The sequence below is a fragment of the Synechococcus sp. A15-60 genome, from assembly GCF_014280095.1.
Classification (GTDB): Bacteria; Cyanobacteriota; Cyanobacteriia; order PCC-6307; family Cyanobiaceae; genus Synechococcus_C.
Genome location: NZ_CP047933.1, coordinates 354,371 through 380,668 on the forward strand (window position 1 = coordinate 354,371; position 26,298 = coordinate 380,668).

27 protein-coding genes and 1 tRNA gene are annotated in these 26,298 nt (G+C 61.0%); 9 read left to right on the forward strand and 19 right to left on the reverse strand.

Annotation, left to right across the window (positions count from 1 at the left end; genetic code table 11):
* Positions 1-19 precede the first annotated feature (19 nt).
* Positions 20-754: a global nitrogen regulator NtcA gene (gene ntcA / locus SynA1560_RS01660; RefSeq protein ID WP_255477019.1), complete on the reverse strand. Its 735-nt coding sequence runs from the start codon at positions 752-754 to the stop codon at positions 20-22.
* A gap of 78 nt (positions 755-832) precedes the next feature.
* A complete protein-coding gene (gene rph, locus SynA1560_RS01665; RefSeq protein ID WP_186469992.1) occupies positions 833-1,555 on the reverse strand; it encodes a ribonuclease PH in 723 nt (240 codons plus the stop codon).
* Between the two features lie 135 nt (positions 1,556-1,690).
* Here rph and SynA1560_RS01670 point away from each other — a divergent pair, with 135 nt between their 5' ends.
* On the forward strand, positions 1,691-2,299 hold the full coding sequence (locus SynA1560_RS01670; RefSeq protein WP_186501032.1) for a cob(I)yrinic acid a,c-diamide adenosyltransferase: 609 nt from the start codon (positions 1,691-1,693) through the stop codon (positions 2,297-2,299).
* Complete coding sequence (gene dcd / locus SynA1560_RS01675) at positions 2,299-2,892, forward strand: dCTP deaminase (protein WP_186469994.1); 594 nt, start codon at positions 2,299-2,301, stop codon at positions 2,890-2,892. Before SynA1560_RS01670 ends, dcd begins: the two co-directional genes overlap by 1 nt.
* A 20-nt stretch (positions 2,893-2,912) precedes the next feature.
* Here dcd and thyX read toward each other — a convergent pair whose 3' ends face one another.
* Both thyX and SynA1560_RS01685 read right to left on the reverse strand, forming a co-directional pair.
* The gene (gene thyX, locus SynA1560_RS01680; RefSeq protein ID WP_186469995.1) at positions 2,913-3,638 is read right to left on the reverse strand and encodes an FAD-dependent thymidylate synthase; all 726 of its coding nucleotides are present in this window, start codon (positions 3,636-3,638) and stop codon (positions 2,913-2,915) included.
* Positions 3,639-3,707: 69 nt separating this feature from the next.
* Positions 3,708-4,253: a thioredoxin domain-containing protein gene (locus tag SynA1560_RS01685; RefSeq protein WP_186501033.1), complete on the reverse strand. Its 546-nt coding sequence runs from the start codon at positions 4,251-4,253 to the stop codon at positions 3,708-3,710.
* 121 nt (positions 4,254-4,374) lie between these two features.
* Here SynA1560_RS01685 and SynA1560_RS01690 point away from each other — a divergent pair, with 121 nt between their 5' ends.
* Entirely contained in the window at positions 4,375-4,872 is a 498-nt protein-coding gene (locus tag SynA1560_RS01690) for a hypothetical protein (protein WP_186469997.1), read from the forward strand.
* Here the strand turns inward: SynA1560_RS01690 and SynA1560_RS01695 are convergent.
* Entirely contained in the window at positions 4,846-6,900 is a 2,055-nt protein-coding gene (locus SynA1560_RS01695) for a transglycosylase SLT domain-containing protein (protein WP_370523174.1), read from the reverse strand. The two genes, SynA1560_RS01690 and SynA1560_RS01695, sit on opposite strands and share 27 nt — an antisense overlap.
* A 49-nt stretch (positions 6,901-6,949) precedes the next feature.
* Between SynA1560_RS01695 and SynA1560_RS01700 the strand changes: the two genes are divergently transcribed.
* Positions 6,950-7,153 (forward strand): hypothetical protein, encoded by a 204-nt coding sequence (locus tag SynA1560_RS01700; protein WP_186501035.1) that lies wholly within the window; start codon positions 6,950-6,952, stop codon positions 7,151-7,153.
* Positions 7,154-7,239: 86 nt separating this feature from the next.
* Positions 7,240-8,628 carry a phosphoglucosamine mutase gene (glmM, locus tag SynA1560_RS01705; RefSeq protein ID WP_186501036.1) on the forward strand — a complete coding sequence of 463 codons (1,389 nt, stop codon included), beginning with the start codon at positions 7,240-7,242 and terminating at the stop codon, positions 8,626-8,628.
* Here the strand turns inward: glmM and SynA1560_RS01710 are convergent.
* The 4 genes from SynA1560_RS01710 to SynA1560_RS01725 are packed head-to-tail and all read right to left on the reverse strand — an operon-like array spanning position 8,615 to position 12,904.
* A complete protein-coding gene (locus SynA1560_RS01710; protein ID WP_186501037.1) occupies positions 8,615-9,598 on the reverse strand; it encodes an N-acetylglucosamine kinase in 984 nt (327 codons plus the stop codon). The two genes, glmM and SynA1560_RS01710, sit on opposite strands and share 14 nt — an antisense overlap.
* Positions 9,595-10,893: an IctB family putative bicarbonate transporter gene (locus SynA1560_RS01715; RefSeq protein WP_186501038.1), complete on the reverse strand. Its 1,299-nt coding sequence runs from the start codon at positions 10,891-10,893 to the stop codon at positions 9,595-9,597. Before SynA1560_RS01715 ends, SynA1560_RS01710 begins: the two co-directional genes overlap by 4 nt.
* Positions 10,893-11,600 (reverse strand): tRNA (guanosine(46)-N7)-methyltransferase TrmB, encoded by a 708-nt coding sequence (trmB, locus tag SynA1560_RS01720; protein WP_186501039.1) that lies wholly within the window; start codon positions 11,598-11,600, stop codon positions 10,893-10,895. The genes SynA1560_RS01715 and trmB overlap by 1 nt, the downstream gene beginning before the upstream one ends.
* Positions 11,600-12,904, reverse strand: a complete 1,305-nt coding sequence (locus SynA1560_RS01725) for an FIST N-terminal domain-containing protein (RefSeq protein WP_186501040.1) — start codon at positions 12,902-12,904, stop codon at positions 11,600-11,602. The genes trmB and SynA1560_RS01725 overlap by 1 nt, the downstream gene beginning before the upstream one ends.
* A 71-nt stretch (positions 12,905-12,975) precedes the next feature.
* Between SynA1560_RS01725 and SynA1560_RS01730 the strand changes: the two genes are divergently transcribed.
* Both SynA1560_RS01730 and SynA1560_RS01735 read left to right on the forward strand, forming a co-directional pair.
* Positions 12,976-13,587, forward strand: a complete 612-nt coding sequence (locus tag SynA1560_RS01730; protein ID WP_186501041.1) for a DUF3177 family protein — start codon at positions 12,976-12,978, stop codon at positions 13,585-13,587.
* A gap of 1 nt (position 13,588) precedes the next feature.
* Entirely contained in the window at positions 13,589-13,882 is a 294-nt protein-coding gene (locus SynA1560_RS01735; RefSeq protein ID WP_186501042.1) for a hypothetical protein, read from the forward strand.
* Here the strand turns inward: SynA1560_RS01735 and ileS are convergent.
* Both ileS and SynA1560_RS13725 read right to left on the reverse strand, forming a co-directional pair.
* Positions 13,867-16,791, reverse strand: coding sequence for an isoleucine--tRNA ligase (gene ileS, locus SynA1560_RS01740; protein WP_186501043.1), 2,925 nt, complete (start codon positions 16,789-16,791; stop codon positions 13,867-13,869). The genes SynA1560_RS01735 and ileS overlap by 16 nt on opposite strands.
* Positions 16,792-16,813: 22 nt before the next feature.
* Positions 16,814-17,350, reverse strand: a complete 537-nt coding sequence (locus SynA1560_RS13725; RefSeq protein ID WP_255477020.1) for a hypothetical protein — start codon at positions 17,348-17,350, stop codon at positions 16,814-16,816.
* Between the two features lie 54 nt (positions 17,351-17,404).
* On the opposite strand from SynA1560_RS13725, the gene SynA1560_RS01750 reads away from it, so the two are divergent.
* Both SynA1560_RS01750 and crtR read left to right on the forward strand, forming a co-directional pair.
* Positions 17,405-17,486: transfer RNA gene (locus tag SynA1560_RS01750), tRNA-Leu, on the forward strand.
* A gap of 54 nt (positions 17,487-17,540) precedes the next feature.
* Positions 17,541-18,569, forward strand: coding sequence for a beta-carotene hydroxylase (crtR, locus tag SynA1560_RS01755; protein ID WP_186470008.1), 1,029 nt, complete (start codon positions 17,541-17,543; stop codon positions 18,567-18,569).
* Here the strand turns inward: crtR and gatC are convergent, their stop codons facing one another.
* From gatC to SynA1560_RS01795, 8 genes are all read right to left on the reverse strand, one after another.
* Complete coding sequence (gatC, locus tag SynA1560_RS01760; RefSeq protein WP_186501044.1) at positions 18,570-18,863, reverse strand: Asp-tRNA(Asn)/Glu-tRNA(Gln) amidotransferase subunit GatC; 294 nt, start codon at positions 18,861-18,863, stop codon at positions 18,570-18,572. It abuts the gene before it with no gap.
* The gene (locus tag SynA1560_RS01765) at positions 18,860-19,648 is read right to left on the reverse strand and encodes a creatininase family protein (RefSeq protein ID WP_186501045.1); all 789 of its coding nucleotides are present in this window, start codon (positions 19,646-19,648) and stop codon (positions 18,860-18,862) included. The genes gatC and SynA1560_RS01765 overlap by 4 nt, the downstream gene beginning before the upstream one ends.
* A gap of 32 nt (positions 19,649-19,680) precedes the next feature.
* Complete coding sequence (locus SynA1560_RS01770; protein WP_186470011.1) at positions 19,681-19,824, reverse strand: hypothetical protein; 144 nt, start codon at positions 19,822-19,824, stop codon at positions 19,681-19,683.
* A gap of 19 nt (positions 19,825-19,843) precedes the next feature.
* Positions 19,844-20,620: a queuosine precursor transporter gene (locus SynA1560_RS01775; RefSeq protein ID WP_186501539.1), complete on the reverse strand. Its 777-nt coding sequence runs from the start codon at positions 20,618-20,620 to the stop codon at positions 19,844-19,846.
* A gap of 43 nt (positions 20,621-20,663) precedes the next feature.
* On the reverse strand, positions 20,664-21,254 hold the full coding sequence (locus SynA1560_RS01780; RefSeq protein WP_186501046.1) for a hypothetical protein: 591 nt from the start codon (positions 21,252-21,254) through the stop codon (positions 20,664-20,666).
* Between the two features lie 129 nt (positions 21,255-21,383).
* Positions 21,384-21,800: a hypothetical protein gene (locus SynA1560_RS01785; RefSeq protein WP_186501047.1), complete on the reverse strand. Its 417-nt coding sequence runs from the start codon at positions 21,798-21,800 to the stop codon at positions 21,384-21,386.
* Positions 21,801-22,214: 414 nt separating this feature from the next.
* A complete protein-coding gene (locus SynA1560_RS01790; RefSeq protein ID WP_186501048.1) occupies positions 22,215-23,609 on the reverse strand; it encodes a SagB family peptide dehydrogenase in 1,395 nt (464 codons plus the stop codon).
* 1 nt (position 23,610) lies between these two features.
* Complete coding sequence (locus SynA1560_RS01795; protein WP_186501049.1) at positions 23,611-25,908, reverse strand: TOMM precursor leader peptide-binding protein; 2,298 nt, start codon at positions 25,906-25,908, stop codon at positions 23,611-23,613.
* Positions 25,909-26,298 lie beyond the last annotated feature (390 nt).

A 26,298-nucleotide genomic window follows, 5' to 3' on the forward strand; every position in this document is an offset into this window, starting at 1 on the left:
ATCTTCACCCGTCGAGCGCTCAGCTGAAGCGCTTGGCCAGGGCGATGGGGTCAAGAACGGTGATCTTTTTGCGGTCGATCTCCACTAAGCCGGAGTTGCGCAGGTCTCCGAGCAAACGGGTGATTGTGACCCGCGTGGAGCCGATGGCTTCGGCAATGGCTTGGTGGGACAAACGCAGGTCGATCGTGATGCCCTGCGTGCTGGGAATGCCGAAATCGCGGCAAAGCACCAACAGAAAACTCACCAGCCGCGACGACATGTCGCGGTGTGTGAGCGTTTCGATCATGGTTTCGGTCTGGAGGATGCGGCTGGACAGACCCTGCAAGAGGAGAAGACCGACGCTGGTGTCGGCTTCGATTGCTTGCCTCACAGAGCTCGCCGGAGCTGTCACCATCTCCACCCGCGTAAAAGCAACGGAGTGATAGAAGCGATCGGAACGATGACCAGTGAGCAGTGAGAGCACCCCGAAGAGACTGTTTTCTCGCAGCAGCGCCACGGTGATTTCTTCGCCGGACTCATAGACCCTGGAAAGACGCACGGCGCCGCGGCGAATTAAGTAAACGCGTTCCGCCGGGTCGCCAGGGAAAAAGATCGTTTTGTTGCGCTCCACCAGTTCGGTACTGGCGCCCTCCAGATCACGAATCACCTCCAGCAGCGTGCGGCTGGAGGGCGTGGGAGCGTTAGTCAGGCTGGTTTCAGGCAACCGACCAACGTGTGGGACGGTCCGGCTGAATCCGCGTATCGCTTCTGCCATCTCCAGCCATCTGATGGAGGGAAGTTACGGAGCGATGCGGGGTCACCCTGTAGCAATCAACACGTTTCAGGCTGCTGGTCAGTTCTGGAGTGCTTGCCCTTGGCATGCCATCAGCTGCTTGAGGCCAGGTTCGGCTAAGTCCAGCAGGCTGTTCAGCTGTTTGCGGCTGAAGGCTGCACCTTCAGCTGTGCCCTGCAGCTCCAGAAGATCTCCGGCGTCGTTCATCACGACATTCAGATCCACATCGGCACGGCTGTCTTCGCTGTAGTCGAGATCCAGTTGAGGGGCGCCATCGATCAGACCCACAGACACGGCGGCCACCTGTGCTTGCACGGGACTATCGCTGAGGAGGCCTTGCTCGACTAAGCGTTCGCAGCCTTTCTGCAAGGCCAGCCAGGAGCCGGTGATCGCCGCGGTTCGGGTGCCCGCATCAGCCTGAATCACGTCGCAGTCCACGAGCAGGGTGTTTTCCCCAAGCACGTCCATGTTGAGGCACGCCCGCAGGCTGCGACCGATCAAGCGCTGAATCTCCTGCGTGCGGCCGGAGAGTTTCATCAATTCGCGCCGCTGACGTTCTGGAGTGGATCCCGGCAGCAATCGATATTCAGCACTCAGCCACCCCAGACCTTGATCCCGACGCCAGCGGGGGACCCCCTCTTCGTGGCAAACGCTGCAGAGCACTGCGGTTCGGCCGGTGCGCACGATCACGGAGCTCAGGGCAAAGCCCATGGGGTCCCATTCCACGGAGAACGCCCTCAGGTCGGCGGGCGAGCGGCCATCGTTGCGAGCGGTTTCGCCCATCAGTTATTTGCGGATGTTGATGAGCCTGACATTCGGCATGAGACACCAGGGATGGTGTCGAAGATCTTGTGGATCGCGTTTTCACCGCTAGATTCGAAGTCCGCTGGCTGTTGTGGGCCAGCCAAGACGAACGCGATGACCGCAAGCCTGAGCTCCAGCCATCGATCCCGCGACACACGCGGTGCCGATCATGGAGTCGTGGAGCGCTCGCGTCTCCAGCCTTTACCAGCACTCGACCCCCGTCCGCCACTGCATCTGGTGGCTCCCGAAGGCCAGCTTCAGGTCCACACCGCGCCCTACCGCGGCAGTTTTGGCACTGTGCTGAGTCAGGCGTTGCGCAGTGCTGGTCTGGGAAGCCGCGTTGGCGTGGCGCAGTTTCTCAAGGGCGGTGTTGCCCAGGGCCCTGAGGCTGCGCTCACTTTGTGTGACCGCATGACCTGGATGCGACCAGCGGTGATGGAATGTTTGTCGCAGCCCGCCAGCGCATCCCTGCCCTCCACCATTGAGGCGGTCGAAGCGATCTGGTTGGTGTGCCGTGCTCATCTCGCCTGCGGCGATCTTGATCAGCTGGTGCTTGATGAGCTGGGTTTGGCGATTGCGCTTGGATACCTCGATGAAGAGGATGTGCGTGCGAGTTTGGAAGCCCGTCCAGGATCCATGGATGTGATCATCACAGGGACTTCCATTCCTGAGTCTCTGATGGGGCTCGCGGATCAGGTCACCGAACTGCGCCGGGGTTTCTGATGCTTAAGAACGACCGCTGGATCACGGAACAGGCTGCCTCCGGCATGCTGGAACCTTTTCAGGGTGGCTTGGTTCGTCACCTCGATCCCGATCACCGACAGCATCCTGTTCTGAGTTTCGGATGTTCGTCCTATGGCTACGACCTGCGGCTGTCGCCTCAGGAGTTTCTGATTTTCAAACACGTGCCCGGCACGGTGATGAATCCCAAGCGATTCAACCCCGCCAACCTCGAACCCACGGAACTGCACCGGGATGAGGACGGTGAGTATTTCATTCTTCCTGCCCATTCCTACGGGCTTGGTGTGGCGCTGGAAAAAATGAAAGTGCCGCCGAACATCACCGTGATTTGCCTTGGCAAAAGCACCTATGCGCGCTTGGGCATCATTGTGAACACCACGCCGGCGGAAGCCAGCTGGGAAGGTCATCTCACGCTGGAATTCAGCAACAGTTCCGGAGCTGACTGCCGGATCTATGCCAATGAAGGGATCTGCCAGCTGTTGTTTTTTGAGGGTGATCCCTGCGACACCACGTACAGCGATCGTCAAGGCAAATATCAACATCAGCCTGAGCGGGTGACCCTCGCCAAGGTCTGAATGTCTTCAGGTCTGAAATCTCAGGGCGCCAGCCTTGCCCTGTGAAGCCTGGTTTTTTCATACCAAGCGGCAAATTCTGGAGCCCACTGCTGCAGATGCGGCCACATCAGATCACAGAGTTCGCGGATCTCCTGCTGGGCGTCGAGTTTTGCCCTGAGATCCATGAAGTGGAGAAAGGCTCGAAGGCTGAAACTCACCACAAAGTGCTGCCGGTAGTCGAACGGCAAGATGCCGCGGGCGTGCTCTTCGGCAAATCCTGAACGCAGCAGGTCCCGGTAGCGCTCCGCGGCCTGCCGGCACAGTGTCAGGTCGTTGTCTCTGAGGGTGTCGCTGTAGGTGTACTTCTTCCCCTGGCGATCGCTGTAGTCCCCAACGGGGCGCAAGTAGAACACCTCCTCTAGGTCCAGCTCCCCGTCAGCGGCACGGCAGATGCGTTCGCCTGTGTACCGCATCGACTGCACATCAAAGCTCACTCCCACGCGGTGCGTGCGTGCCTGCTGCATCACGGAGTGAGGGAACCAACCCACATTCAGCACGATCTGGGCGTGTTCCAAAGGGCCATAGTGCCCACGTTCACCAGCCAGGAGACGTTTCACGCAGATTTCGCCAGCCCGGGTCTCGTCTGGCCATTCCTCCCGGTCACCGGCGACGAATCCTTCGCTGTAGTCCTGATGCATGCCTGCGTAGACACACTGCTGGGGGTTGGGTGTGGCGGAGATCAGGTCAACCCTGAAGCGGGAGTCCATGGCAGCGGTCAGGTCGAGGGGACGGGATGTCGGCTGATCATGGCCGCATCGAATGGCAACAGGCGGACTCTATGCATGGCTTCGTGGTCCGGTGGCATCAAACGCGGCGGCTTCCGGCACGGGACTGGTGCTCCCGATCCCTGCGATCACAGGCAAAGGGGCGTCGTCGAGCAGTGCGCTTGCGATGGCATTCAGCTCATCAGCCTTGCGGCCGCCGAGTGACCGTCCCCGCATGCTGCCATCGGCAGCAAACAGATTCAGCTGGGGAATCCCGGTGACGTCGTAGCGGTCGGTCAGATCCAGCCAGCGAGGGTTATCGATGTTGACCAACACCACATCCAGTGCTGAGCCGTGCTGCTGTTCCATCGCGAGCATGGCTGGTGCCATCTCGCGGCAAACCTCACACCAATCGGCGTAAAACTCCAGCACGGTGGGGCGACCATTGCTGAGCGCTACTTCTGGAGGCAGGGATCGACGCGCCAATTGATCCAACGGTGATTCCAGGCTTCCACCATTGCGAAGCAGGAAGAGACTCACGGCCAAGGCGATGGCTGCCACCAGCAACAGCCCCTTCTGCAGAGGGGAAAGTCCAGCGTTTGGAGAGCTGTCGGTCATGGTCGACTGACATCAGGATTCCCACTCTGACAGGACAAACCGCTTGCTGTTGCTAGCGTCTTAGCGCAGAAGACGAAGCCGAATTACGGCATGAGTCCGCCGCCAGTCCGCCATCAAGCTGATGTCCGTTCTGCGATTTTTGTTGCTGCCGTTACGGGCGCCCTTGCTGCTCGTGTTGTTCGGTGTGTCGCTGTTTCTCGGGCATCACTGGGCCATTCAGGAAACTTGGCTGGCGGAGGCGCACTCCATTTCGGTGAATGCGTTCTGGGCCATTGAGCTGATTCAGGCCCTGGTGGTTGTGATCATCTGCACGATGCCCGATCTGCTGCTGCGCCAGCTCTCGCTGCTGATGGCCTCAAGTCGGGTGCTCAGCCTTGTGGTCACGCTGACCCTGGTGATCACGGTGGGGCTTTATGTGTTGAGCCTCAGCCTGTTGTCGGATGTGCTCATCCTGGCGTCCGCCACCTTGTTGGCCCGACTTGACCTGAGTCGCATCAAGGTGGTTCCTCCTCCGCAGCTGTTGGCCTTCTGGTTGGCAGTGGTTGTGGTCACGGGTATCTGGGTCGGTCATGGCCTACCCAATCCCGACACCTCACTCAGTGCAGCGATCGCCGCTTGACGTCAGCTGGTGATAGGCCCAGAGATTGCCAAGCACTTTCTTGGTGTACAGACGTGTCTCCGGATAGGGGATGCGCTCGGTCCAAAGCTCAGGGTCTTCCTCCAGTTCCGGGCTTACCCATGACCCTGCAGCACCAGGGCCAGCGTTGTAGCTGGCGGCGACCAGCCACGGGTTGCCATCCCATTTCTGCAGTAGGAACGCCAGGTAGCGGGCGCCCAGCACAGCATTGAGATCCGGCTGGCGCAGTTGCTCGGTGCTGAGCTCCTTTCCTGCCATTTCAGCGGCCGTTGAGGGCATCAGCTGCAGCAGCCCCTGGGCGCCGACGGGGGAGACCACGGCTGGCGAGAAGCGTGATTCCTGGCGAGCGATCGCCAGGAGTAGATCAAGGTTGACCTGCTCCTGTTGGGCTGCGTCCTGGAACTGCGTCAGCAGCGGTTTGGGATGTTGGCTGTTGTGCAGGAGGAAACGGGTTGGGCAGTCGGGATCCACCAGGCGCAAGCTGGATTTCCAAAGCCGACTAAGGCCGTTCCAATAGTCGTTCACGCTCATCAGCAGCCGACCTTCCACCAGGAGGTTCTGTGGGGATGGATCGCCCGCAGGGTCGCGGCTTTGCCAAGTTTCCAAGGCTTCGCGGTTCCAACCCAAGCGCCACAGCTGATCGACCAAGGGATCCCCGCTGTCTAGTGCCGTCCAGGGTTGGGTGCGATCCGCTGTCGTGCCATCCGCCTCCAGCCCGTTGGTGGCCTGTTTGCCAGATAGCTCCGGAAGGTCGGTGCCCTCCAGCCGTGCACTGGCCCTCCAGGTGTAGTACCCGGGTGGTTGCGTGGTGACCAATGTTTGCCAGATCTGCTGGGCGTCGTCGTCATTGCCGCGTTTGAAGGCGCTGAAGCCTCGCCAGAATTGCTGGCGGGCCCTCAGGGGGTCGGGCAATTGCTCCTCGGGGATGGCGCCGAGCCACGTGTCTGCTTCATCCCATCGGCCTGCGAGTAAGGCCTCACGCGCCAGATCCCACTGCAGTTGCCAGCCACTTGGATCGTCGGGCCAGCGTTGCAGCACTTCCAATCCACCTTCGCCGCCGGCCAGGCGGACCCGCGCTGCGGCCACATCCACGGAGGCCGTTTGCACGAACTTGGGCAGCGCATCCAGCAAAACGGGGTCGGGACGCAGCGGCTCGCTCAAGAGTGCGGCGGCAGCTAGGGCTTCCGGGCTGTCTGGATGGTCGTGAGCGAGTTCCAGCAGGATTCCCTCCCCGCGGCCTTGCTGTTGACGATTGCCCCGCAGCAGGCTGCGCCCAATCGTGAGGGCTTGCTCAGGAGCAAGGGGGGTGCCCTGCAGGCAGAGCTCCGCAGCATTGCTATCACCGAGTTCCGCCAGAGCGCCGGCCAGTTGAAGGCGCTCTTGTTGCGTCATACCTTGGCCGGTGATCGCCCCGCAGGCCTCACGCAGTAAGGATTGCGCCCCTGGCCATTGGGGACCCCAGCGGGCGAGGTGCAGGGCGCTTGTGAGAATGCGCTGCTGATCGGCATCTTTCGGCAATTCCGCTGCAGCGGCCAGGGCCGCGGCATGACGGGGTTGTTGGCGCAGCAGCTCACGGTGCAGTTCGGCATGGTCTTGGCCGAGGTGATATCTGGCATCAGCACTGGCTGCCGTGGCCGGAAAGCGTTGCAGCAGCGCCAGCCAGAGCTCCTGCTCCTGCTCCTCCAACCCCAGCGCACGCGCCGTCAGCGCTTGCTGTTTCAGCGCGACAGCTGCGAGTGGATCAGGTCCCCATCCCTGGCCGCCCAGGAGACGCCATCGACGGTCGGGGGACGCGCTGCTGCGGCTGGCGAGCAGGAGGGCTGCTTCCCGTCGTTGCTGGGGGTCGCCAGACCAGCGGTAGTGCTGCCAGAGTTCAGCGCTGCTCAGCTGGGGTGTGATCTGAAACTCCTGGCGCAGCAGTTGTCGGCCCCCTGTGATTGCCAGCACGGCAGACAGGGAGGTGCCCCCGAGCAGCAGCAGGCCGCGGATGCGGGTGAGTCGAGCGCCCAAGCCAAGGCTCTGTACTGCTGGCATTCTGTGGCCAGCGAGGCTGATCTGGATGGTTGCGCAGCGACGGAGGCCTCGACCGGTCCAGCATCAGCAAGTGCGTTGTGTCGTGATCTGTGGGCTGGCTCTGCTGCTTTGGGGCTTTCGGTGGCTCTGGCCCCTGCTATGGCTGCCTGGCTGGTTGCTGTTGCTGGTCGTTGCCTGGGCCCTGCTCGAATTGACTGCTCTGATGCTGATTCCAAGGCGTTGGCGCTGATCACCATCGTGCAGCTGAGGGCCTGGCACCGATCGAACGGACCGGTGTCTCAGGGCTCTTAAGGTTCTGTCCACAAATGAGACCTCATGGCCTCCTCTGCTGCCCATCCGCTCGGTTCCCTTCCGTCGCCTCAGATCAGTTTCGGAACGGATGGCCTGCGTGGTCGGGTCGGCGATGCCATCACGCCAGCCCTCGCTTTGCAGGTGGGCTTCTGGTGTGGCCGTGTGCTGCCGGCTGATGGTCCTGTGCTGATCGGGATGGATTCGCGTTGCAGCGGATCCATGGTGGTGGCTGCACTGACTGCAGGCCTCACATCAGCGGGACGGGACGTGTGGACCCTCGGGCTGTGCCCGACGCCTGCCGTTCCTGGGCTGATTCGTCACCTTCAAGCTGCAGGTGGTCTGATGGTTTCTGCAAGCCATAACCCCCCGGAAGACAACGGCATCAAGGTGTTCGGTGCTGACGGGAGCAAGCTTGGCACTGATCTGCAATGCCGGATTGAATCCGGTCTGAAGGGTGAAGTGGAGACCGTTCCTCCGCTGGGTGCCTGCGGTGCTGCCCTCCATCGCTCAGAGCTTCTGGAGCATTACCGCGACAGTCTTCTGAGCAGCGTTCAGCATCAGAGTCTGGCGGGTGTCCCCATCGTTCTCGATCTTTGCTGGGGCTCCGCGACAGCCTGTGGTGCTGAGGTGTTCCGCGCTCTTGGTGCTGACCTCACCGTGCTCCATGGTGCTGCCGATGGAAAGCGCATCAATGTGGGCTGCGGGTCCACCCATCTCGAGCCGCTGCGTCGTGCGGTGGTCGAGCGAGGGGCCTCCATGGGCTTCGCGTTTGATGGCGATGCCGATCGCATGCTCGCGGTGGATGGGCGTGGCCGCATCGTCGATGGCGATCACGTTCTTTACCTCTGGGGATCAGCGCTTCAGGAGAATCACGCGCTCCCGGATCACCGTCTGGTGGCCACGGTGATGTCCAACCTGGGGTTTGAACGGGCTTGGCAGGCACGGGGCGGGCAGCTGGAGCGCACACCCGTGGGCGACCAGCACGTGCACGCCGCGATGGTGAGTAGTGGTGCTGCACTGGGCGGTGAGCAATCGGGCCACATCCTGTCGTCTGCCCATGGCCTCGCCGGGGATGGAGTGCTGACAGCGCTCCAGCTCGCCACCCTCTGCCATTCCCAGCAGATCTCTCTCGCCGATTGGTTGGACCGCAGCTTTCAGGCCTATCCGCAGAAGCTGGTGAATGTTCGCGTGCCCGATCTGGCGCGACGCAAGGGCTGGACCGATTGCGAGCCGTTGCGCGAGTTGGTGGAGAAAGCCGAGCAGGCGATGGCTGACGAGGGCCGGGTGCTCGTGCGTGCCAGTGGCACAGAGCCGTTGTTGCGGGTGATGGTGGAAGCGGCGGATGCCACGGTGGTGGACCGCTGGACATCACGGCTTGCCGAGGCTGCCGATCAGCACCTCAACGCGGCCTGAGGCCGGAACGGTCTAAGGCGAAGACCAAAGCGCCATGGCAGGCATCACCGCCAGTGGCCTGCCAATGACAGTCGGGGAGCTGTTCGCGCAGCGATGTTTCCACCAGTTGGCGGAACAGTGGCATGTGCTCCAGGGCTCCGCCTCGGGCCTCCAGACAGGGGGCCTGGAGATCCAAAGCGTGCGCGGTGGCCACGGCTGCTTCGGCTAACGCTGTGGCGGAGCGTTGCAGGATCATGCGGGCGGCCGGGTCTCCACTCACGGCGGCGTCAGTCACCAGGCTTGCAAGTTTGGCTTCGTCGGCAACAGCGTGGCTTTCGCGCACCACACGCGCTTTGAGCTCGGCAGCAGTGCAGCACTCAAGCGCAGTCCAAAGCTTGTGGCGCAAGGGCCCGTCAGGAACCCGGCCATCGGCCATGCGCACGCTCAGTTGCAGGGCTTGATGCCCGATGTCGAAGGCGGATCCAGCGCCATCCAGTCGCCAGCCCCAGCCCCCACAGCGATGTTCTCGCCCGGTGGCATCGCGGCCCACCACAATCATTCCGGTGCCGCTGATTATTACGATGCCGGCGCGATCTGGGAAGGCCCCACGCAACGCTGTGCGTTCATCGCCGGTGGCCAGGCAACGGTGCTCAGGGAGTGCCAAGGCACTGGCGAGCAAGGCAACGCCGCGTGTCTGCAAATCCGTGTCGGCTTCGATACCGCTGGCCCCGATCGCGGCTGCAGACAGATGCTCCCTGCCGAGAGATTGTTCTTGGGATTTAGCTCTGCTTTGTTCCAGGGCAGACGCCAAGCTGGTGCCAACGGCACGCCGGAAGCGTTCTTCACCATCAGGGGCATCCAGATGAGACACGCCGCTGCCACGTCCCTCGCCCACCACCTGCAAATGCTCGCCGTCCCAGCGACTCAGCCGACAGCGGCATGTGGTTTGTCCGGCATCGAAGCCAGCCAGTAGGAACGGCTCTTGGTTCACGGCGTGCGGGTCATCAGACTGAGGGTGGCCAGGCAGAACCACCCGCTGATCTGCACTTCCGGTCGAAAAAAGATCGTGTCTGCAGCACCTTGCATCATCAGGCCGGCGATCGCCGCCAGGCAGCCCAAACAGGGCAGCGCCAGATCACTGTCGGTGCTGAGCGCCCGCACACCGCGACGCAAGCTGGCGATGGCCAGACCGACGCAGGCCAGTAGGCCTGGAATGCCAGTTTCCACGAGGATTTCCAGGGGTAAGGAGTAGGCGCTGAGTGCGTTGAATTTCGGTTGCTGATACAGCGGATAGATGCTGTTGAAGGCGGCGTTGCCAGGCCCGATGCCCAGCCAGGGGCGGTCCTGGATCATGTCGATCGCCGCCAGCCAGACGTTGATGCGGAAGTTGTTGGAGCTGTCACCGCGTCCTGCCAAAAGGCTGGCCACGCGGGTTCGGATGGGCTCCACTTGCGTGGCGGCGAAGGCGATCGCCACACCCGCCAGCACGAGTAGGGCGAGTGGCAGTAGGCGTCGCCAGAGGAGCGGCCAGTGGCGGATCTTCCGCAGCACCAGAAGCAGCATCAGCACGCCGAGGGCTGCCAGCATTCCCAGCCAGCCGCCACGGCTGTAACTGAAGAGGGTTGATGCAGTGCCAAGCACCAATGCAGCGGCGGCATAGAGCTTGGATCCCCAGCCGTGCCACCGGAGCATTGCCACCATCGCAATCGGCAGGATCGGCACCAGGTATCCAGCCAGCAGATTGGGATTGCCCAGAGGGCCATAGATGCGGATCGTGCCCTCCGCTACGGAATTGGGATCCGCCCAGCGCGCCAGTTCTTCCGTGGGGCCGTAGAGCTGACGCAAGGCCAGCACGCTGCTCAGCAGAGACCCGCCCAGCAGGGCTGCCACCAGGCGATCCCACCACTGCGGGGCTTCAGCCAGCAGCTGCCGCATCAGGGCGTAGACACCCAGATAGCTGATCAGTTTCACGAGACCCTTGGCTGCGGCAACCGGAACGGGGGAGACGCCCGTGGCCAGCACCGCAACGGCAAGAAACAGCAGCACCCAGCCGCTGATCGGACCGATCCGTCCTGGTGCCCGCGTCAGTGACCACAGCACCCACAGGGCTCCGCAGGCGAGAACAATCAGTCCGAGCCCAGCTCGGGTGAGCACCGGCAGAAATCCCAGCAGCAAGATCAGCACCAGGCCAGCAAGCGTGCTCAGGCGGTGCTGCTGCGCGGACGATCCCCCCAAAAGCCCCTGCCAGCGCAGCAACCATGGAGTCGGGGCCGAAGCCTCAGGCATCAGGAGATGAGAGCGGTTTCAGCGGGATTATCGACCCGTTGCCAAGCCTCCTCCAGGGCTCCTAGCTCCGGCACCGACCGATTGTTGCGTCTGTACAAAACGCGATAGGCCGGCAGGCCCTGCTCCTGCACGTAGCGCTCGCGCTCGGTTGGCACGGGCAGTGGATTCTCTGCCCGCCAGGGACGGGCGTCTTCGTCTGGGCGTTCAAAGCAGTCGCTCAGTTCTGTGAGCGCCACCATCGGTTCGATGACTTCAAGCACATCGCTCTGCAGGAACAGCTCCCGTCCAGGGGTGAGGGCTGTGGCGATGGCTCGCAGCAGCGACGGTTGCATCACCCGGCGCTTGCGATGGCGTCGTTTGAACCAGGGATCAGGGAACTGAATGCTCACGAGTCGCAGTTGATCCTCGGGAAGAGCAGCCAGCCAGCCCTCAACACTGATGTTTGCGTTGCAGAACAGGTAATGCAGGTTGTGGCGTTCAAGCCGATCACGATCGCGCTGTGCCGCCAACACCAAAGGACGTCGGATCTCCACACCGAGATGATTCCAGTCGGGCCTTAGGGCCGACAGTTCCAGCAGGCAAAGGCCGCGCGCGCAGCCGATATCCAGGTGAAGGGGTCGCTTGGGGTCATCGAACAACTGGTCGGGTCTTGGCAGCTCCAGGGGCAGCTGGAAGAAGCGGCTCAGAGGATTGACGTGCTGACGCATCAGGACTGGCTGTCGCTTTCAAGGGGATCGCGTCGCAACAGGCCCCAGCAGGCGGTGTAGCCGTGCAGATGAGTGGCGCCGCCAAGCGGGCCGAGCTCGCCGTTGCAGAAGCTGCCGGTGACGGGTAGGTCGGGAAAGACGTCGCGGGCGATGCTGATGTCGCCGTCTGGGCCGCCGAATAGGCCGCTTCCACGTCCCAAGCAGGCGAACAGTATGCCCATGAAGGGTGCGGAAGCCGGATCACGATCTCGACTGTCGGCCAGCAGCTGTCGGGCTTCCTGCCGGGAGGCCTGGGCTTCACGCAGTTGGAACTGCACGTTCTGACCCGCGCGCACTCGATCTGCCACGGCGACGGCCCCATTGCGGGGATCCACGCCGATCAGGTTGCGCACCAGGAATGCGCGCTCAGGCTGCTTAATGGAACGCGCGCGGGATTGGAGCCCCGCGAGCGCAGCACCTGCGTTGAGCTCCTGCCGTTCCACACCGAGGAACAGTGAATGCTGCACGAGTTCGCGGTCTGCATCGCTCAGGTCGGCCAGCACTCGTTGTAAGCAAGCCACGGGGCTGGCGCGGCGATCACCATCACTGAGTTCGAGCAACACATTTCTCTGGGCTTGCTCGATGGCAAATACGGGGCCGATTGGGCGGCACCCCTGCGCCACCACCGGATCGAGACGCCAGCTGCCGCCAATGCTCAGTCCCACTGCGCCACTGACCACTTGATCGCCCAGGAGCAGCGAGCCGTGGGCGGCGTTGTGGGGCACTGCGATGCCGCCGACTTTGGCGAGACCTGGATAGGCGTAATCCAAACCGCTCACCAGATCATTGATGTTGTTGCAGCTTGGGTCCATCAGCAGCAGCAAGGAGCGGCTTCGCGATGGTTCAACGCCTACCCAGTCCTGCCAGTGTTTGGCAGCTCCGTCGAGATCTGGGAGCTCGGTGCTGTCGAGGCGGAAACTGGTGAGTTCAGCACCAGGAAGATTGAGCAGGCTGACGCTAAGGGCCGCTGAGCGCTCCAGTTCATGGGCCTGACCCGCGCTGGTCGTGCCCACCACGCCGCCGCCGAGGCATCCAACCCAGTGCTTGGCCTTCAGGCGTCTCTGCAAGAGCGGCAGCAGGCGAGTCAGATCGCTGGCGAAATGGCTGGATACAAACACCAGTGCCAAGTCAGATTCACCGAAACCAAGGCCGCCGATCACCTCGCGCGCCGCCTCTTCCATCGACGACTTGCTGGAGAGCGCATGGCGGCAGCGCGCCTCTTGCCCGCGGCTCCTGAACCAGTCGAGGGGATTGAGCGGAACCATGAACTGGACCCTACCAATCCTGTGAACCTGACGGAGGACCGTGATAATGAGCCTTCCATCGACCCTGGCCGGTGCCCGACCTCACGACTCGCACCCTGGTGTGGCTGACTTATCGCTTGGGAGCTGCCATCGCTCTCGGGTTGCCTTTGGTGCTGCTGATCTGGTCAGGCATGAAACGGGAACCGGCTTTGATGCGGCTGCTCGGCATTTATTGGAAGGTGGCCAGCCTGCTGGCCATCAGTGTTCTGCTGCTCACGGATCAGAGGCCCATCGGTTATGTCACGGCGTTCCTCGCGCCTTTGCTGATGGCGGCCTCGCTCTGGTTCTGGGTTGATCTCAACGAGGAACTGGCCGATAGCCCTCCCGGTCGGGCACTGCCCATGACCGTTCGGATCTGGCGCTGGGCACTCACCTTTTTTGCAGTGTTCGCGGCGGTGATGTCGGCTTCAGCTCTCGGATGCATGCGCCAGCTGGAGGCGCAAAGTTGCCGGATCTGGTTGGAAGCGCCGCAGGGACTGCATCGTGTTGTGGAACGGGTGTTTGATTTTGTTTTTGGCGGTGAATGGACCATGGCCGTGGCCGCCTTCATCGGCTACGTGGCATTGGTGGCTTACGCCGTGGGATTGCTGCAGTGGGCGTTGGTCCGCCTTCCCCGTCAGGGTCGGGTGGCCGGCGATTTTTGAGATGGAGCCATTGGTCTTGGTGCAGAAGCTGGAAGAACGCACCCGGCTCCAGCCCGATCGGGTGGTCCGTCTGCATGGAGCGGTTGGCACCGAGCCCTTTGAGTTGCTGATTTTCCGTGGCTTCAGCAGCAGCACGACCCATCCAACGGCCTTTGATCCAGATGCCACCGTGTTGCCGGATGGCATCCACTTGCAGAGCGCCGAGCTGCTCCAGGGTCCGCTCAACCCGGAAGCAGAGATTGTCCTTTCCGGGCCGATCTCTCCAGGTGAATTGCTGGCTCAGACCAGCTGGTGAGTCCGGCGCTCCAGCACGCCAACGCAGCGACCACAAATGTGGGGATGATCGGCATGCCGACCCACATCGCCTTCGTAGTGCCAGCAACGCTCGCACTTGCTGCCGCGTGCGCGGCTCACTTCGATCACAGCAAGTTCGTCGTCCTGGCTGGCCAGCAGCTCGGCCCAGGGTTCGCCACCGATTTGCAGTTGCGAGACCAGTAGCCAGTCCCGCAGGCCATCCACTTCTGGATCGCCGTTTTCGCTGAGCCAAGTGAGGGCGGTTTGCAGCTCAGGACTGCGGGCTTCCAAGCGAACCGAGGCTTCCAGTGATGCGCCGAGCTCCTGACGGCCGCGGCAGTCTTCCAGCACTTTGTTGACGGCGGCGCGCAACTCACGCAGTTGCTGAATCGGAGCGCTGAGCTCGGTATTGCGCCAATCGGATGGCACTGTGGGCCAGCCGCGGTGGAAGACGGAGGTTTCCTTCACTTGGTAAGGCAGGTTCTGCCAGATGTCCTCGGCCATGTGACATAACACCGGTGCGATCAGCCCGGCCAAGCGTTCAATGATCAGGGCCATCACGGTTTGACAGCTGCGCCGGCGCCGGTCGGCCGGGGCGCTCACATACAGCCGGTCCTTGGCGATGTCGAGGTAGAAGTTCGACAGATCAGTGACGCAGAAGTTCTGCAGCAACTGGAAGAAGCGGAAGAATTCGAAGCTTTCGAAGGCTTCAGTGATCTCATCCATCACCTCGGCTGTGCGCTGCAGCATCCAGCGGTCGAGCAACGGCAGTTCCGCTACGGGGATGGCGTCGGACGCTGGATTGAAGTCGTGCAGGTTGCCCAACAGATAGCGGCTGGTGTTGCGCACCTTGCGGTACACATCGGCCAGTTGGCGCAGGATTCCGGCTCCGATTGGCACATCGGCGGAGTAATCCACCGAGCTCACCCACAGCCGCAGCACATCGGCGCCGTAAGGAGGTTCCTGTTTCTGGTTCTTGCCCCCCTCGATGATCACCATCGGGTCGACCACATTGCCGAGGGATTTGCTCATCTTTCGGCCTTTCTCATCCAGGGCGAAGCCATGGGTGAGCACCCGCTTGTAGGGGGCGTGGCCATTGACGGCGACCGAGGTGAGCAGTGAACTTTGGAACCAACCGCGGTGCTGGTCAGATCCCTCCAGGTACAGATCGGCGGGATAGCTCAGGTTGTCGCGCTGACTGGCGACAGCGGCCCAGCTTGAGCCGGAGTCGAACCACACATCCATGGTGTCTGTGCCCTTGCGCCACTGGTCAGCCTGGTCGGCATAGGCGGGCGGGAGCAGATCCGCTTCGTCGTTCTCCCACCAGACATCGGCACCGTGTTCGGTGATCAACGCTTGGATGTGCTCCAGGGTGTCGGCATTCAGCAGCACATCGCCATTGTTGCGGTGATAAAACACGGGGATCGGCACACCCCAGGTGCGTTGCCGGGAGATGCACCAGTCGCCCCGCTCCTTGACCATCGATTCGATGCGGTTGCGCCCGGTGGCAGGAGTCCACTCCACTGCGGCGATTGCATCGAGTGCCTGTTGGCGGAACCCTTCCACGGAGGCAAACCACTGTTCGGTGGCTCGGAAGATCGTGGGTTTCTTGGTGCGCCAGTCGTAGGGATAGCGGTGGCTGTAAGCCTCCTGCTTGAGCAGGGCCCCAGCGGACGCCAGTGCCTCAATGATTGTGGGGTTGGCGTCTTTGAGCACATTCAGGCCCGCGAACGGCCCGGCTTCGTCGGTGAGATTGCCGGCTTCGTCCACGGGGCAGAGCACCGGCAGGCCGTTCTTCTGGCCGGTGTGGAAGTCGTCGACGCCGTGACCCGGCGCGGTGTGCACGAGCCCAGTGCCCGATTCGGTGGTGATGTAGTCGCCGCCGATCACCACCGGACTGGTGCGATCCAGCAACGGGTGGCGGTAGGTCAGACCGGCGAGCAGAGCGCCTTTGACCGTGGCGCGCCGGCTCAGCGGTCGTTCCAGGGTGCTGCTCAGCGTTTCGATCAGATCGGCTGCCACCAGCAGCAGGCGACCGTTGCCGTCGTCGGCCAGGGCGTAATCAAGCCGTTCATTCACCGACACCGCCAGGTTGGCGGGCAACGTCCAGGGGGTTGTGGTCCAGATCGCCACTTGCAGGGCCTGGCCCAGGGCGTCTGTCTCGGTGGGCAGCTCTACGCCCTCCGCTTCGAGTGCATCTCGCAACGCTGCCGGCAGCTGCATTGCGGGGAAGGCCGCGTAGACGCTAGGGCTGGTGTGGCCGTCGGGATATTCCAGTTCCGCCTCAGCCAAGGCGGTGCGTGAGCTCGGGCTCCAGTGCACCGGTTTGAGCCCCCTGTAGATGTGCCCCTTGAGCACCATCTCGCCAAACACGCGGATCTGGGCGGATTCGTACTCCTTTTGCAGGGTCAGATAGGGCTGTTCCCAGTCCGCCCAGATGCCCCAGCGCTGGAAGCCTTTCATCTGGCCTTCTACCTGTTTACGGGCGTAGGCGGCGGCCTTTTTGCGCAGCTTGACGGGTGTCAGGGCCTTGCGCTGCTCCTGATCCATCGACTGCAGCACCTTGAGTTCGATCGGCAGGCCATGGCAGTCCCATCCCGGCACGTAACGCACCCGCCGCCCGTTCAGCACCTGATATTTGTTGATGACGTCCTTCAACACCTTGTTGAGGGCATGCCCCATGTGCAGGGCGCCATTGGCGTAGGGGGGGCCGTCGTGGAGTGTGAAGGTTGGACCGGTGTTGTCGAGGCCCAGCTCGCCATCAATTCCCTGGTCTTTCCAAAAGGCCTGCAGTTCAGGCTCACGCTTCACGGCATTGGCACGCATGCCGAAGCCCGTCTGCAGCAGATTGAGTGTGTCCTTGTAGGAGGGGCGTCCTTCGGCAGTGGCGTCGCGCGTCTCCTTGCTCACATTGGGGCAGCTGCAGAGGAAATTATCCGTCCTCGTTGGCCGAAGTGGTGATGACGTTGCTCACTGGGCTTTCGCTCTTGCCGCTGGAGTCATGGTCAGAGGCTGCTTGAGGCTCGGATTCTTCCGGACGAACCCAGCGCTTGCCACTGCGGCTGCTGCCCTCCGGTTTCTCGGCGGCGGGCGCCGGAGAGCGCAGGCTGCCGATGGCTTGGCCGGTGTTGCTGATGAGGGTGTTGAAGGCGGTTCCGAGCTGCTGAACGCTGGTGGACCAGCGTTCCCGTGAACGAAGACGTTGTTGCTCTTCCGGGCTGAGGCGCTGCCAGCGGGATTGCGCCACTTCCGCGGTGAGGCGACTGATCAGCAAGCCCCCACAGACGACGGCGAGCATCGGGGCACCGCGCAGTCGATCGCTGCTGGTGACCAGCACCAGGCCAAGCAGCAGCACCACTCCGCCCCAGGCACCATCTCTTGGCCGACTGAGTTCCGTGGCCAGCAACGGCAGCAGCAGCACTGCCAGGCCCAGTAGCAGGCAGACGTCTCCAGCAAAAGTGGCCAGCATCAGCACACAGGGATGTCTGAGTTCATTGTGGGTCGCTGCCTAAAGTTGTGGCTTGCCCATCTGGCGGAATTGGTAGACGCGCTGGTTTTAGGTACCAGTGGCTTCGGTCGTGGGGGTTCAAGTCCCCCGGTGGGCATTCATTTACCTAATTTGGTATCGATTTCTGTCAACGGCCAACGCGCTTCGCTGAATGACCCAGGCTTTTGCACAACCCGCAACGCCGCCCAGTGAGGGGCGTCTGCGTTCGGTGCCGAAGCGCTTCGTGGATCCACCTGCGGCGTTGAACCCCACGGTGGGTCTGTTCCTTGGGGGCTATGCCCTGGCAGCACTGACGATCTGGGGCTGGTTTGTCGCCGATTGGCCGTTGCTGGTGCTGCTCTGCACAGGGTTTTTAGCGCTGCATCTTGAAGGCACCGTTGTTCATGACGCTTGCCACAAGTCGGCCCATCCCGTGCCCTGGATCAACCAGGCCATGGGCCACGGTTCGGCCCTACTGCTCGGTTTCAGTTTTCCGGTGTTCACGCGGGTGCACTTGGAGCATCACGCCCATGTGAACGATCCGAAGAATGACCCGGATCACATCGTCAGCACATTCGGCCCCCTCTGGCTGATCGCGCCACGATTTTTTTATCACGAGGTTTTCTTCTTTCAGCGCAAACTCTGGAAGCGCTGGGAATTGATGCAGTGGGGATTGGAGCGTGCTGTGTTCTTCACGATCATCGCCGCTGCCGTGAGCTTCGATTTCCTGTCGTTCATCTTCAACTGTTGGTTTGCACCGGCGCTGATGGTGGGTGTCACTCTCGGCTTGTTTTTCGACTACTTGCCTCACCGGCCCTTCACGTCCCGCAACCGCTGGACGAACGCACGCATTTATCCCGGCAGGATGATGAACTGGCTAATCATGGGCCAGAACTACCACCTGGTGCATCACCTCTGGCCATCGGTGCCTTGGTTTGAGTACAAACCGGCCTACGAAGCCACCAAGCCTCTGCTGGATGCCAAGGGTTCACCGCAACGTCTGGGCATCTTCGAAACACGCGCTGACAGCGCCAATTTTCTTTACGACATCTTGGTCGGCGTGCGCAGTCATAAACGCCGCAGCGGCAAGATGCGCCGTGCGGCACGCTTCATTCCTGGACGCTCCTTGCAGCGCAGCTGGCTGGGTTTCGTCGACCGCATCGCGATCAAAACCCAGCCACGCCGGCCCCATCAGCGTTGATCACTCAGCCAGGATCTTCGGCACACGGAAGAAATCGCCTTCCCGCAGAGGGGCTTGATCCAGAAGTTCCTCTCTGACTTCGGTCGCCACCACCTTGTCTTGACGCGTCACGTTGACCACCTCCACAGCGCGCGTGGTGGGTGGCACTCCATCGGTGTTGACTCCCTGCAACTGATCGACGTAGTCGAGGATGCGCTCGAGTTGACCGGTGTACGTCGTGATTTTGGCTTCGGGGAGATCCAGACGCGCCAGATGGGCCACTTTGCGTACGTCGTCGGCCGTGATCTTGCTCATGCGGCGTTGAGAAATGTGCTCAGATCTTCGCGCAACGCCTCCGCTGCTGTGTGGAGCAGCTCCTCACCGTGTTCCGGTTGGGCAAGAAAAGGATCTGATCCCATGCGTCCGTCGGGGTAACGGCGGCGGAAATCGGCTGGTCCATGAATCGATCCGCAGGGGGCCGCCTCAGGCAGCGGGCGCTGTTTGCCGATGAGGCTGTCGTGCAGGTGGAGCGTGACGGCGATTTCGCTGGGTGTGGCGTGCTGGCCCTCGCGATCGCCGTAGAGCTCACGGGCCCGCCGCATGACGGGGCCCGCCATGAACCAATTAGAGAGCCTGCAGCGCAGTCGGGGTGCAACTTCGAGGCCGCGGCTGGCAGCTGTGCCGTAGGCCTGGGCAAAAGCGGCTCTCGCCGTGGCGATGTTGCCTCCATGACCATTCACCACCAGGATCCGCTCGAATCCATGGGTGGCTAAAGACAGCACCAGGTCATGGAGCACGGCTAGCAGTGTGGCCGGCTGCAAGCTCATCGTCCCTGAAAAGCCGAGATGATGTTCGGCCATGCCGAAGGCCTGAACGGGGGTCACCAGAACGCCGCTCCTGCGGCCCAGTTCCAATGCGACGGCTTCGGCGGTTAAAGCATCGGTGCCGATGGCACCGGTCGGGCCATGCTGCTCGGTGGATCCCAGTGGAATGATCACGCCTTTGCAGGTTTCGAGGTAGCGATCCACATCCGGCCAGCTCTGCAAAGCAAGGCGGATGGCATCCGTGCTGGCGACAGGTCCTGGGAGCGAAGCGGTCATGTCCACATTCGGGCGGATCCTGATGATGGCGCTCAGTGCGCTGTGCCGTTGCCGTCGTACTTGTCGGTGTTGTAGTAACCGCCGCGGGTGCCGAAGAACGCTGTGGCCAGCACGAACAGGCCGCTGCCGAAAAGAAGCACGGTGCCCAGGTTGAATCCAGAGAGTGCGGCGTCCATGGCAATGCTCGATGTCTTATCAGCCTGGCAGGGACGAGCCCGTTGTCATCGCCTGCATGAGCGGATCGTCATCGCCGCCGATCTCACTGCCGGTGCTGGGGATGTTCAGCCACTGCCGTAAGGCCCGGGTGATCCAGATGAAGGGCAGGGTGTCGGCCAGGGCCGCGACCGCTTTAAACAAATAGCCGCTGGCAATGAAAGCCAGCAGTTGCGGCGCCACCGGCTCGTCGGGCCTGACGGGAAGCACACCTGCGGCATAGTGGCTGATCAGCACCACGGCACTGGTGTCCACCAGTTGACTGACCAGGGTGGAGCCGTTGTTGCGCAGCCAAAGCGCCCGTCCATGGCTGAATTGCTTCCAGAAATGGAACATGCGCACGTCCACAAACTGCGCGGCGAGATAGGCCGCCATGGAGGCGAGTACAGCTCCAAATGCCAGCCGCTGGATCTCAAAAAAAGTGTCGTCTGGAGCCCCTTCCAGGCCCGGAAGCAGACCCCCAAGCCAGAGAATCAGCACCACCCAGCCATTGAGCAGCAGGCCCACCCACACCACTTGGGCGGCGCGCTCTTCTCCCCAGATCTCGCTGATCAGATCCGTGCACAGGAATGTGATCGGGTACGGAAGCGCTCCGACCGCCACCACAATCGGCCAGGAGCCGATGTGCCCTAAAGCCAGAAACCGGGTCAGCCCAAGGATGTTGAGCATGGCCAACGTTCCTAAGAACAGTCCTGCCAGCACCAGAAAGGCCAGATCACGCCTGGCCTGTAAGGCCTTGGCTTGCTGAGCATCGAGCATCAGTGGGGGCAGCACGGTTGGCCGTGGCCAATCAAACGTTGTTTTAAGACAGATCCACGACGAAGCTCAGTGGATCAACTGAATCATCACCATCGGGATAGTTGGCGAAGCCCACCACTTGATCGGCGTAGATCGAATTGGCTGTGCTGAAGACACTTTCAATGTCGGTTCCGCTTTTCATGATGTCGAGGGTGTTCCACTCCGCTGCTTCCTTGAAGGAACCGCTGCGATCGCGTTCAATGGTTGCCACTGATGCGATGGCTAGCCCTTCGTCACCGTTCAGATCAACCGACGTCGCAGGCAGGTGGTAAGCCCCATCGTCGTCTCGATAGATTCCTTCGAAGTGAGTGATTAGATCGGCGCAGTCTTCCCCATTGTTGTAAGAAAAAGTTTGATAATTAAAAAACCGACCGGTGATTGAGTCGTAATCAATCAAGTAGCCATTACCAATGGTGAGTGTGTCGTCTTTTGAGTCGAGGACTGAGCCGCTTCCTCCGGCAATTGTGTAAAACCGGTTGTTGTTCTGCCAGATGCCATAAGCGGTATGCGTGACCAGAGGATTGCGATCTCCAGGGAAGCGAATGAATGACTGTTTTCCGCTTTGAAGGTCAACGAGAAAAGCTGTGGATTTCAAGCTGAAATATCCTGTTCTTCCGTCGCGATCCGCCTCGTCGGCATTGCCAACGGCCAAGCCGCCGTCCACGGAGTGGACAAAGGTGTAGGTCGCGCGTTGTCTGGACTTGGTAATGCCTTGGATGGCGTTCTAGCCACGGGTGGTGGAGCCGTCCGAGCGTCCGGTATGCGTGAAGCCCACAACCGCCGGGTCGAAGGGGGTCGGGCTGCCCTCGGTATCTCTGGTGAAAGCGCCCACGTAATTGACGCGGTCAACCCCCGGCAGCCGATCAGGTCCGTACACGCTGGTGCCAGCTGCTTCGAATCGCTCAGGGATGGAAACAATGGACCAACTCCCTGATTCGCTGACGCCATTGGATTGCACCGCGTCCAAGGGGCCTTGATAAACCAGGCCGACGGGATTGGGGCCGGACGAGTTATTCGCGCCGACCAGCAAATAGCTGTTGTCTGTCTCGCCGCCTTTAATTCCCTGCAGGTAAGTGATGACCTTGGGCGAAGATTCTGGGTTGTACTGAAAGGGCGAGATGGTTGATTCAGGCTTGGTCATTGCAACCCATTTCCTATTCATCAATTCTGGCGTCTGCTGCAGGTAGGCATGCGTTGCTCAATGTTTTTTAAAATCTTCCAAGATAAAGTTGCTTGATCTGTTGCGGCTGGATATTTAGCGTTGATGAATGATATGCTGGCTTTTGTGACTGTTGCTTTGCTTGAAAATTCTCTCTAGTCGATATGCAGTCTCCTGTAAATGATTTTATTGTTTTATTTTGTTCGAATTTGATTTGAGTTCTGGGTTCGTTTGCGGACGCTGAAGTGATGAGGCTGGGCCAAGAAAAGCGCCACCTTTAGCATCAATGGCGTGCGCCATTGGCCTTTTAATGGAAGTTTCTTCAGTGCACGCTGTCGATGCGGTTTTGGAGAGAATTATCAGCCGTAACCATATCTTGCTGAGCTTGAGTTGCCGTCAATCACCTTCTGAATAAGAAGAGAGCATCAACTCGCCGACACAGGCATCCGTCCACGGATCCAATGATGTGGCACGAGCAAAGAGTTCGGAATGACCACTTCCGATGCTGCAAGGGGCAAGATTCAATGCCGTGGCAACCAGATAGAGCTGCTGCATGATGCCCCCCACATGTTTGAGGATTAAGGCGTAAACAATTCCCTCATATTTCCAGCTCAAGCGCCCGTAACGAGCAGCGAATTGAAACAGCACATCGGGTGACTGCTCTGCGCCTGTCGCGTGACAAGCATTCTGGAGAAGCTGCTCACAAGCGTTATTCAGCGCATCGAGGCGCAACAATTGATGCCCTTGAGGGTCATAGCGATACACCCCGGACGCCACCCCATCGCAGCGTTGAATCAGCAGATAGGTATCAATCTCTTGCATGCCACCACCGCAGGCCACCGGTCGTGAAGCCCCTTCATAGGAGTGGGCCATCCCTGGCTTGGCAGGAACGACCTCTCGAATACGCAGGGATGCCCAAAGCAGTTGGCCGAGCTGCTGCAGGGTCGGCGGCTGCCGGCCAGGACGACGATGCGAACGGCGTTGTTCGAGAACGCTGAAGAAACCGGGGTCTGGAGCATCGGGTTCCGGTCGAGGCAGGCGAACAGCATCCAGACTTGAGCCCTGATGAAGTAGAGGAGGAGCAGGGCCGCGCACAGCACCAGGAAACGTGGCCCCCAGATTGCGGTCGGCCCACCCGTCTCGGGATCGATGATGAAGGCTTAGATCCTCCCTTGACCAACGCTGCTGATTCGCTTGGTGATCGCAGCTTGGCGTGCCATCAGCCTCCACAACTCCCGCCACGCCAGCGGTGAGCAAGAGCATCAACAGATCATTCCTCAGCTCTTGAAACTCTTGCGGCAAGCCTCGGACTGTGTCGATCCAGTCGCTTGGATCAGCCAGCTCCCAAATCAAAGGCAACAGGCCGGCGTGTTGCAGCAACAGTCGGGTCCCTTGGAGCGGCCCCTCCAACAGCACGCCATCAGTCTCTGGCGTGATCTGAATCAAGCGCGACCAGCGGATAGACACTGCGCCAGCAGGGGGGTAACAGCGTTCCAGAACCGTCGACTGCGGCTCCAGGGTGACAAGCGACTTCTCCCCGCTGACCAGTTCCAGTGCTAGCCAACCCCGCTGCTCCAACTGCTGCAGGGTGAAAAATGGAGCAAGAGATGACATCCCCTGCATCAAAGACAGAAGCGTTCCGCCCCCCTCGCCCAAGCGCCGCAGCATGGTGACCAAAGGCTGTGACGGTGCCGTGAGCTGCAAGGTGCGCCCCCGTTGATCGACCAGCCGCAGATCGTCCGCATCGCGGTGCTCCTCCACGCCGTGCTTGAAACGAAGTTGCAGCGCCATCTCAGAAAAAGATCGGGATCGGATTGAGTTGGTCTTCAGTCAGGGGCTGAGGTAGCTGTCCCATTCGCACCGGCACGTCGTAGAGACGCCCAGGGGCAAAACGGGCCCAGAAATGGCGCAGGCCAGGAACCACCACCTTCACCACCGGCAACCCCACCAGCTCACGGGTTTGATCCAGCACCAGCACCTCAAAACCATGCGCTTCCACGCAAGCGCAACAGTGCTGGATGTCTTGCAGCAAATCACCACTGTGGTGATCGGCGAGCGTGTCCACTTGGCGCAGTGGGGATTCCGAATCAGGCAGCAGATAGGGCTGATTCACCACGCTGGCCGTCTGGAGCCATTCGAGGGTCTCCCAGTCATCAAGCCTGTTTGCAGGATCTTCGAGATTGGCGTCAGCAATGCCAAGCATCTGATTCATTTCAGCTAGGGCTCGCTGCACGGCAATGCGGGGGTCGAGGTGAGAGCCCAACCCCATCAGAATGCGATCAGCATCCCCCTCGCGATCGCGGGAGACGGCCACCACGGTGGTGATGCCTAGGTCACTGGTGAGATCCAGGGCCCAAACGTCGCGGCCGATGGTGTTGTAGTCCTGAATCAGGCGCGTGATCCAGGCATCTCCGCAGCTGGTGAGATCAATTCCTGGACGCTTCAGGCGGTTGTACCACCAGATCGCCACCGCGTCGCGTTCCACCAACTCCAAAAACCCCTGCAACACCGCTTCTTCGAGGGTGTTGCCGGCGGCATTGCCATTGGAACAGCCCATGGCGATCCAGGGGTCGGCGTTGTCGCCGTTGCAATCAGGCTTGCGCCCTCGAACCATCATCAAGAACTGCGTGGGTAGGAAGCAGCGGCGTTGTCGACTGATCGACCAGATCGGTGTCCAGTCGATCTCCTGGTCATGATCCAGCGGTCTTGGTACGCAGTTGAAACGGCTGCCTTTGGCATTCCACTGATCACGATCAGCGAACTGTTGTTCACTGAAGTGCATGACGTCATTGGGAACGATCACGGCATCGCCATAACGCCGCTGCATCTCGTGCACACTGCCCCTTTCACGCGGAACACCAGGGTGATCTTCTGCGCAGAAGCGCTCCAGCGCTTCTGCCAACGCACTGGCCCTGGCCTGCTCCAAGGACGCCCCTTTCCCCGCCGCGGAACTGCGGAGGTTGCGGCGTAGATCGTTCAAACTCTCCACCTCTAGCCCCTGCGCAGGGTTATGGCCGGCCACCACCACGTGCGCAGACGTCAAGGAGCTGGGAATAGACCGCAACTCCGTCACGATCCCAGTGATGGGACTGATCAAGCCGCTAAAGCGTTCCAACGTCTCTGCGGCTGAGACATGTCGATGACCTCCGTCGTGGTCGAAGCGAACCTTGCAAGGCTGCAACGCGATCGGTTCACTGCGAGGCTCAACGGGGCATCCACAGGCTGGGCAATGGGGATCCACCACCAGGGCATGCCGCCCACTGCTGTAGTCGACCAGATTGAAGGTGACGACATGGTTGGTGGTTTGCGGCGAAACACCCGCCAGGATCCGAGCCACCTCGAGCGCCGACCAGTGACAAGCCGCCACAGCACCACCGGGGGCCTGCATAGGTCTAGAGATCTGATCTAACGACGTCTTCGTAACAACAGCAGCAAACCGCTCCACCTGACGTTGGCGCACGAGCAAGCGCTGCAGGCAAGCCCAACACCCCGGTTGCTTGGGATCGAAGAATGGGCCCAACCAGAGCTCACGTCCGTGGGGTTTGACCAGGAGCCAGCGTCGCCCCTGCCGGCGATAGCTCTGATTCAGAGCATCCAGATCCGGATGCAGGTAGTTCTCACACACCACCACGGTGAGATCAGCCTCCGCATCAACATCCACCACGGCCAGTCCCAGGTTGACCAAGGCCTGGACCATCTGCTGCACGGAGGCATGGTGGTGCGGCAAACCCACCGGCTTTAGTGCCACGCGCGACGCCTGGATCAGACCAACCGCCTGCTCTGGATCAAGACCAAGATCAGCCCAGTACGCCGCCGCCTCCGGAGACAGGGTCGTGAGGGCTTGACAGAGATAGTTTCGAGATTGGAGCGAAATGAGCGTGAAGTACACCTGCGCCGCGGAAAACTCCGGGGTCAGCGTCTGGACCAGCTGATCGGCGGAGCGGGTCCCATCGAGCAAGGGGATCAAACGCTCATAGAGATCGCCACGCAGCACACGCGCCGCTCTTTCATTCAGCAGTAAGACGCCCTCTCCGGGGCTGATCACAGGGACGAAGTGCGGCTGAAGGCGTGGATGACGAAGCACAGCCATCGAGGCCATCACTATTGAATGTGCAACCTAGGCGTGATGAAACAATCTGGCATAAACTTTGTGAAATCAAAGAGCCACGATTGGTGGGTAGTTGAAACCAAATTGTTCTAATTCAAGGCAATCTCACCGGCGCTTGATTTGAGTGTAAAGGCTGGCTCCACCGTTGAATTTCAGCATACTGATCAGTGCCGAAGCCCCGACGAAAGATCCTCAGGTAGATCGTCGTCGATGTCTGCATTGATACCCATCAAAGGCTTGCAGCGTTGCTCGCTTTCGGTGTACAAATGCATGATTCATCCACTCAATCGTGCCAGGTATCGGATGCTATTTGGGTCTGATTGATGGTGGGTATGGGGTGATTGAAGAAATAAAAACCCCTGCCGTTGCAGG

What these genes read in the sequence shown, in the direction of transcription:
- ntcA (WP_255477019.1), bottom strand. Translation starts at nt 754, where the DNA reads ATGGCAGAAGCGATACGCGGATTCAGCCGGACCGTCCCACACGTTGGT.
- rph (WP_186469992.1), bottom strand. Translation starts at nt 1,555, where the DNA reads ATGGGCGAAACCGCTCGCAACGATGGCCGCTCGCCCGCCGACCTGAGG.
- SynA1560_RS01670 (WP_186501032.1), top strand. Translation starts at nt 1,691, where the DNA reads ATGACCGCAAGCCTGAGCTCCAGCCATCGATCCCGCGACACACGCGGT.
- dcd (WP_186469994.1), top strand. Translation starts at nt 2,299, where the DNA reads ATGCTTAAGAACGACCGCTGGATCACGGAACAGGCTGCCTCCGGCATG.
- thyX (WP_186469995.1), bottom strand. Translation starts at nt 3,638, where the DNA reads ATGGACTCCCGCTTCAGGGTTGACCTGATCTCCGCCACACCCAACCCC.
- SynA1560_RS01685 (WP_186501033.1), bottom strand. Translation starts at nt 4,253, where the DNA reads ATGACCGACAGCTCTCCAAACGCTGGACTTTCCCCTCTGCAGAAGGGG.
- SynA1560_RS01690 (WP_186469997.1), top strand. Translation starts at nt 4,375, where the DNA reads ATGTCCGTTCTGCGATTTTTGTTGCTGCCGTTACGGGCGCCCTTGCTG.
- SynA1560_RS01700 (WP_186501035.1), top strand. Translation starts at nt 6,950, where the DNA reads ATGGTTGCGCAGCGACGGAGGCCTCGACCGGTCCAGCATCAGCAAGTG.
- glmM (WP_186501036.1), top strand. Translation starts at nt 7,240, where the DNA reads ATGGCCTCCTCTGCTGCCCATCCGCTCGGTTCCCTTCCGTCGCCTCAG.
- SynA1560_RS01715 (WP_186501038.1), bottom strand. Translation starts at nt 10,893, where the DNA reads ATGCCTGAGGCTTCGGCCCCGACTCCATGGTTGCTGCGCTGGCAGGGG.
- trmB (WP_186501039.1), bottom strand. Translation starts at nt 11,600, where the DNA reads ATGCGTCAGCACGTCAATCCTCTGAGCCGCTTCTTCCAGCTGCCCCTG.
- SynA1560_RS01725 (WP_186501040.1), bottom strand. Translation starts at nt 12,904, where the DNA reads ATGGTTCCGCTCAATCCCCTCGACTGGTTCAGGAGCCGCGGGCAAGAG.
- SynA1560_RS01735 (WP_186501042.1), top strand. Translation starts at nt 13,589, where the DNA reads ATGGAGCCATTGGTCTTGGTGCAGAAGCTGGAAGAACGCACCCGGCTC.
- SynA1560_RS13725 (WP_255477020.1), bottom strand. Translation starts at nt 17,350, where the DNA reads ATGCTGGCCACTTTTGCTGGAGACGTCTGCCTGCTACTGGGCCTGGCA.
- crtR (WP_186470008.1), top strand. Translation starts at nt 17,541, where the DNA reads ATGACCCAGGCTTTTGCACAACCCGCAACGCCGCCCAGTGAGGGGCGT.
- gatC (WP_186501044.1), bottom strand. Translation starts at nt 18,863, where the DNA reads ATGAGCAAGATCACGGCCGACGACGTACGCAAAGTGGCCCATCTGGCG.
- SynA1560_RS01765 (WP_186501045.1), bottom strand. Translation starts at nt 19,648, where the DNA reads ATGACCGCTTCGCTCCCAGGACCTGTCGCCAGCACGGATGCCATCCGC.
- SynA1560_RS01770 (WP_186470011.1), bottom strand. Translation starts at nt 19,824, where the DNA reads ATGGACGCCGCACTCTCTGGATTCAACCTGGGCACCGTGCTTCTTTTC.
- SynA1560_RS01775 (WP_186501539.1), bottom strand. Translation starts at nt 20,620, where the DNA reads ATGCTCGATGCTCAGCAAGCCAAGGCCTTACAGGCCAGGCGTGATCTG.
- SynA1560_RS01785 (WP_186501047.1), bottom strand. Translation starts at nt 21,800, where the DNA reads ATGACCAAGCCTGAATCAACCATCTCGCCCTTTCAGTACAACCCAGAA.
- SynA1560_RS01790 (WP_186501048.1), bottom strand. Translation starts at nt 23,609, where the DNA reads ATGGCGCTGCAACTTCGTTTCAAGCACGGCGTGGAGGAGCACCGCGAT.
- SynA1560_RS01795 (WP_186501049.1), bottom strand. Translation starts at nt 25,908, where the DNA reads ATGGCTGTGCTTCGTCATCCACGCCTTCAGCCGCACTTCGTCCCTGTG.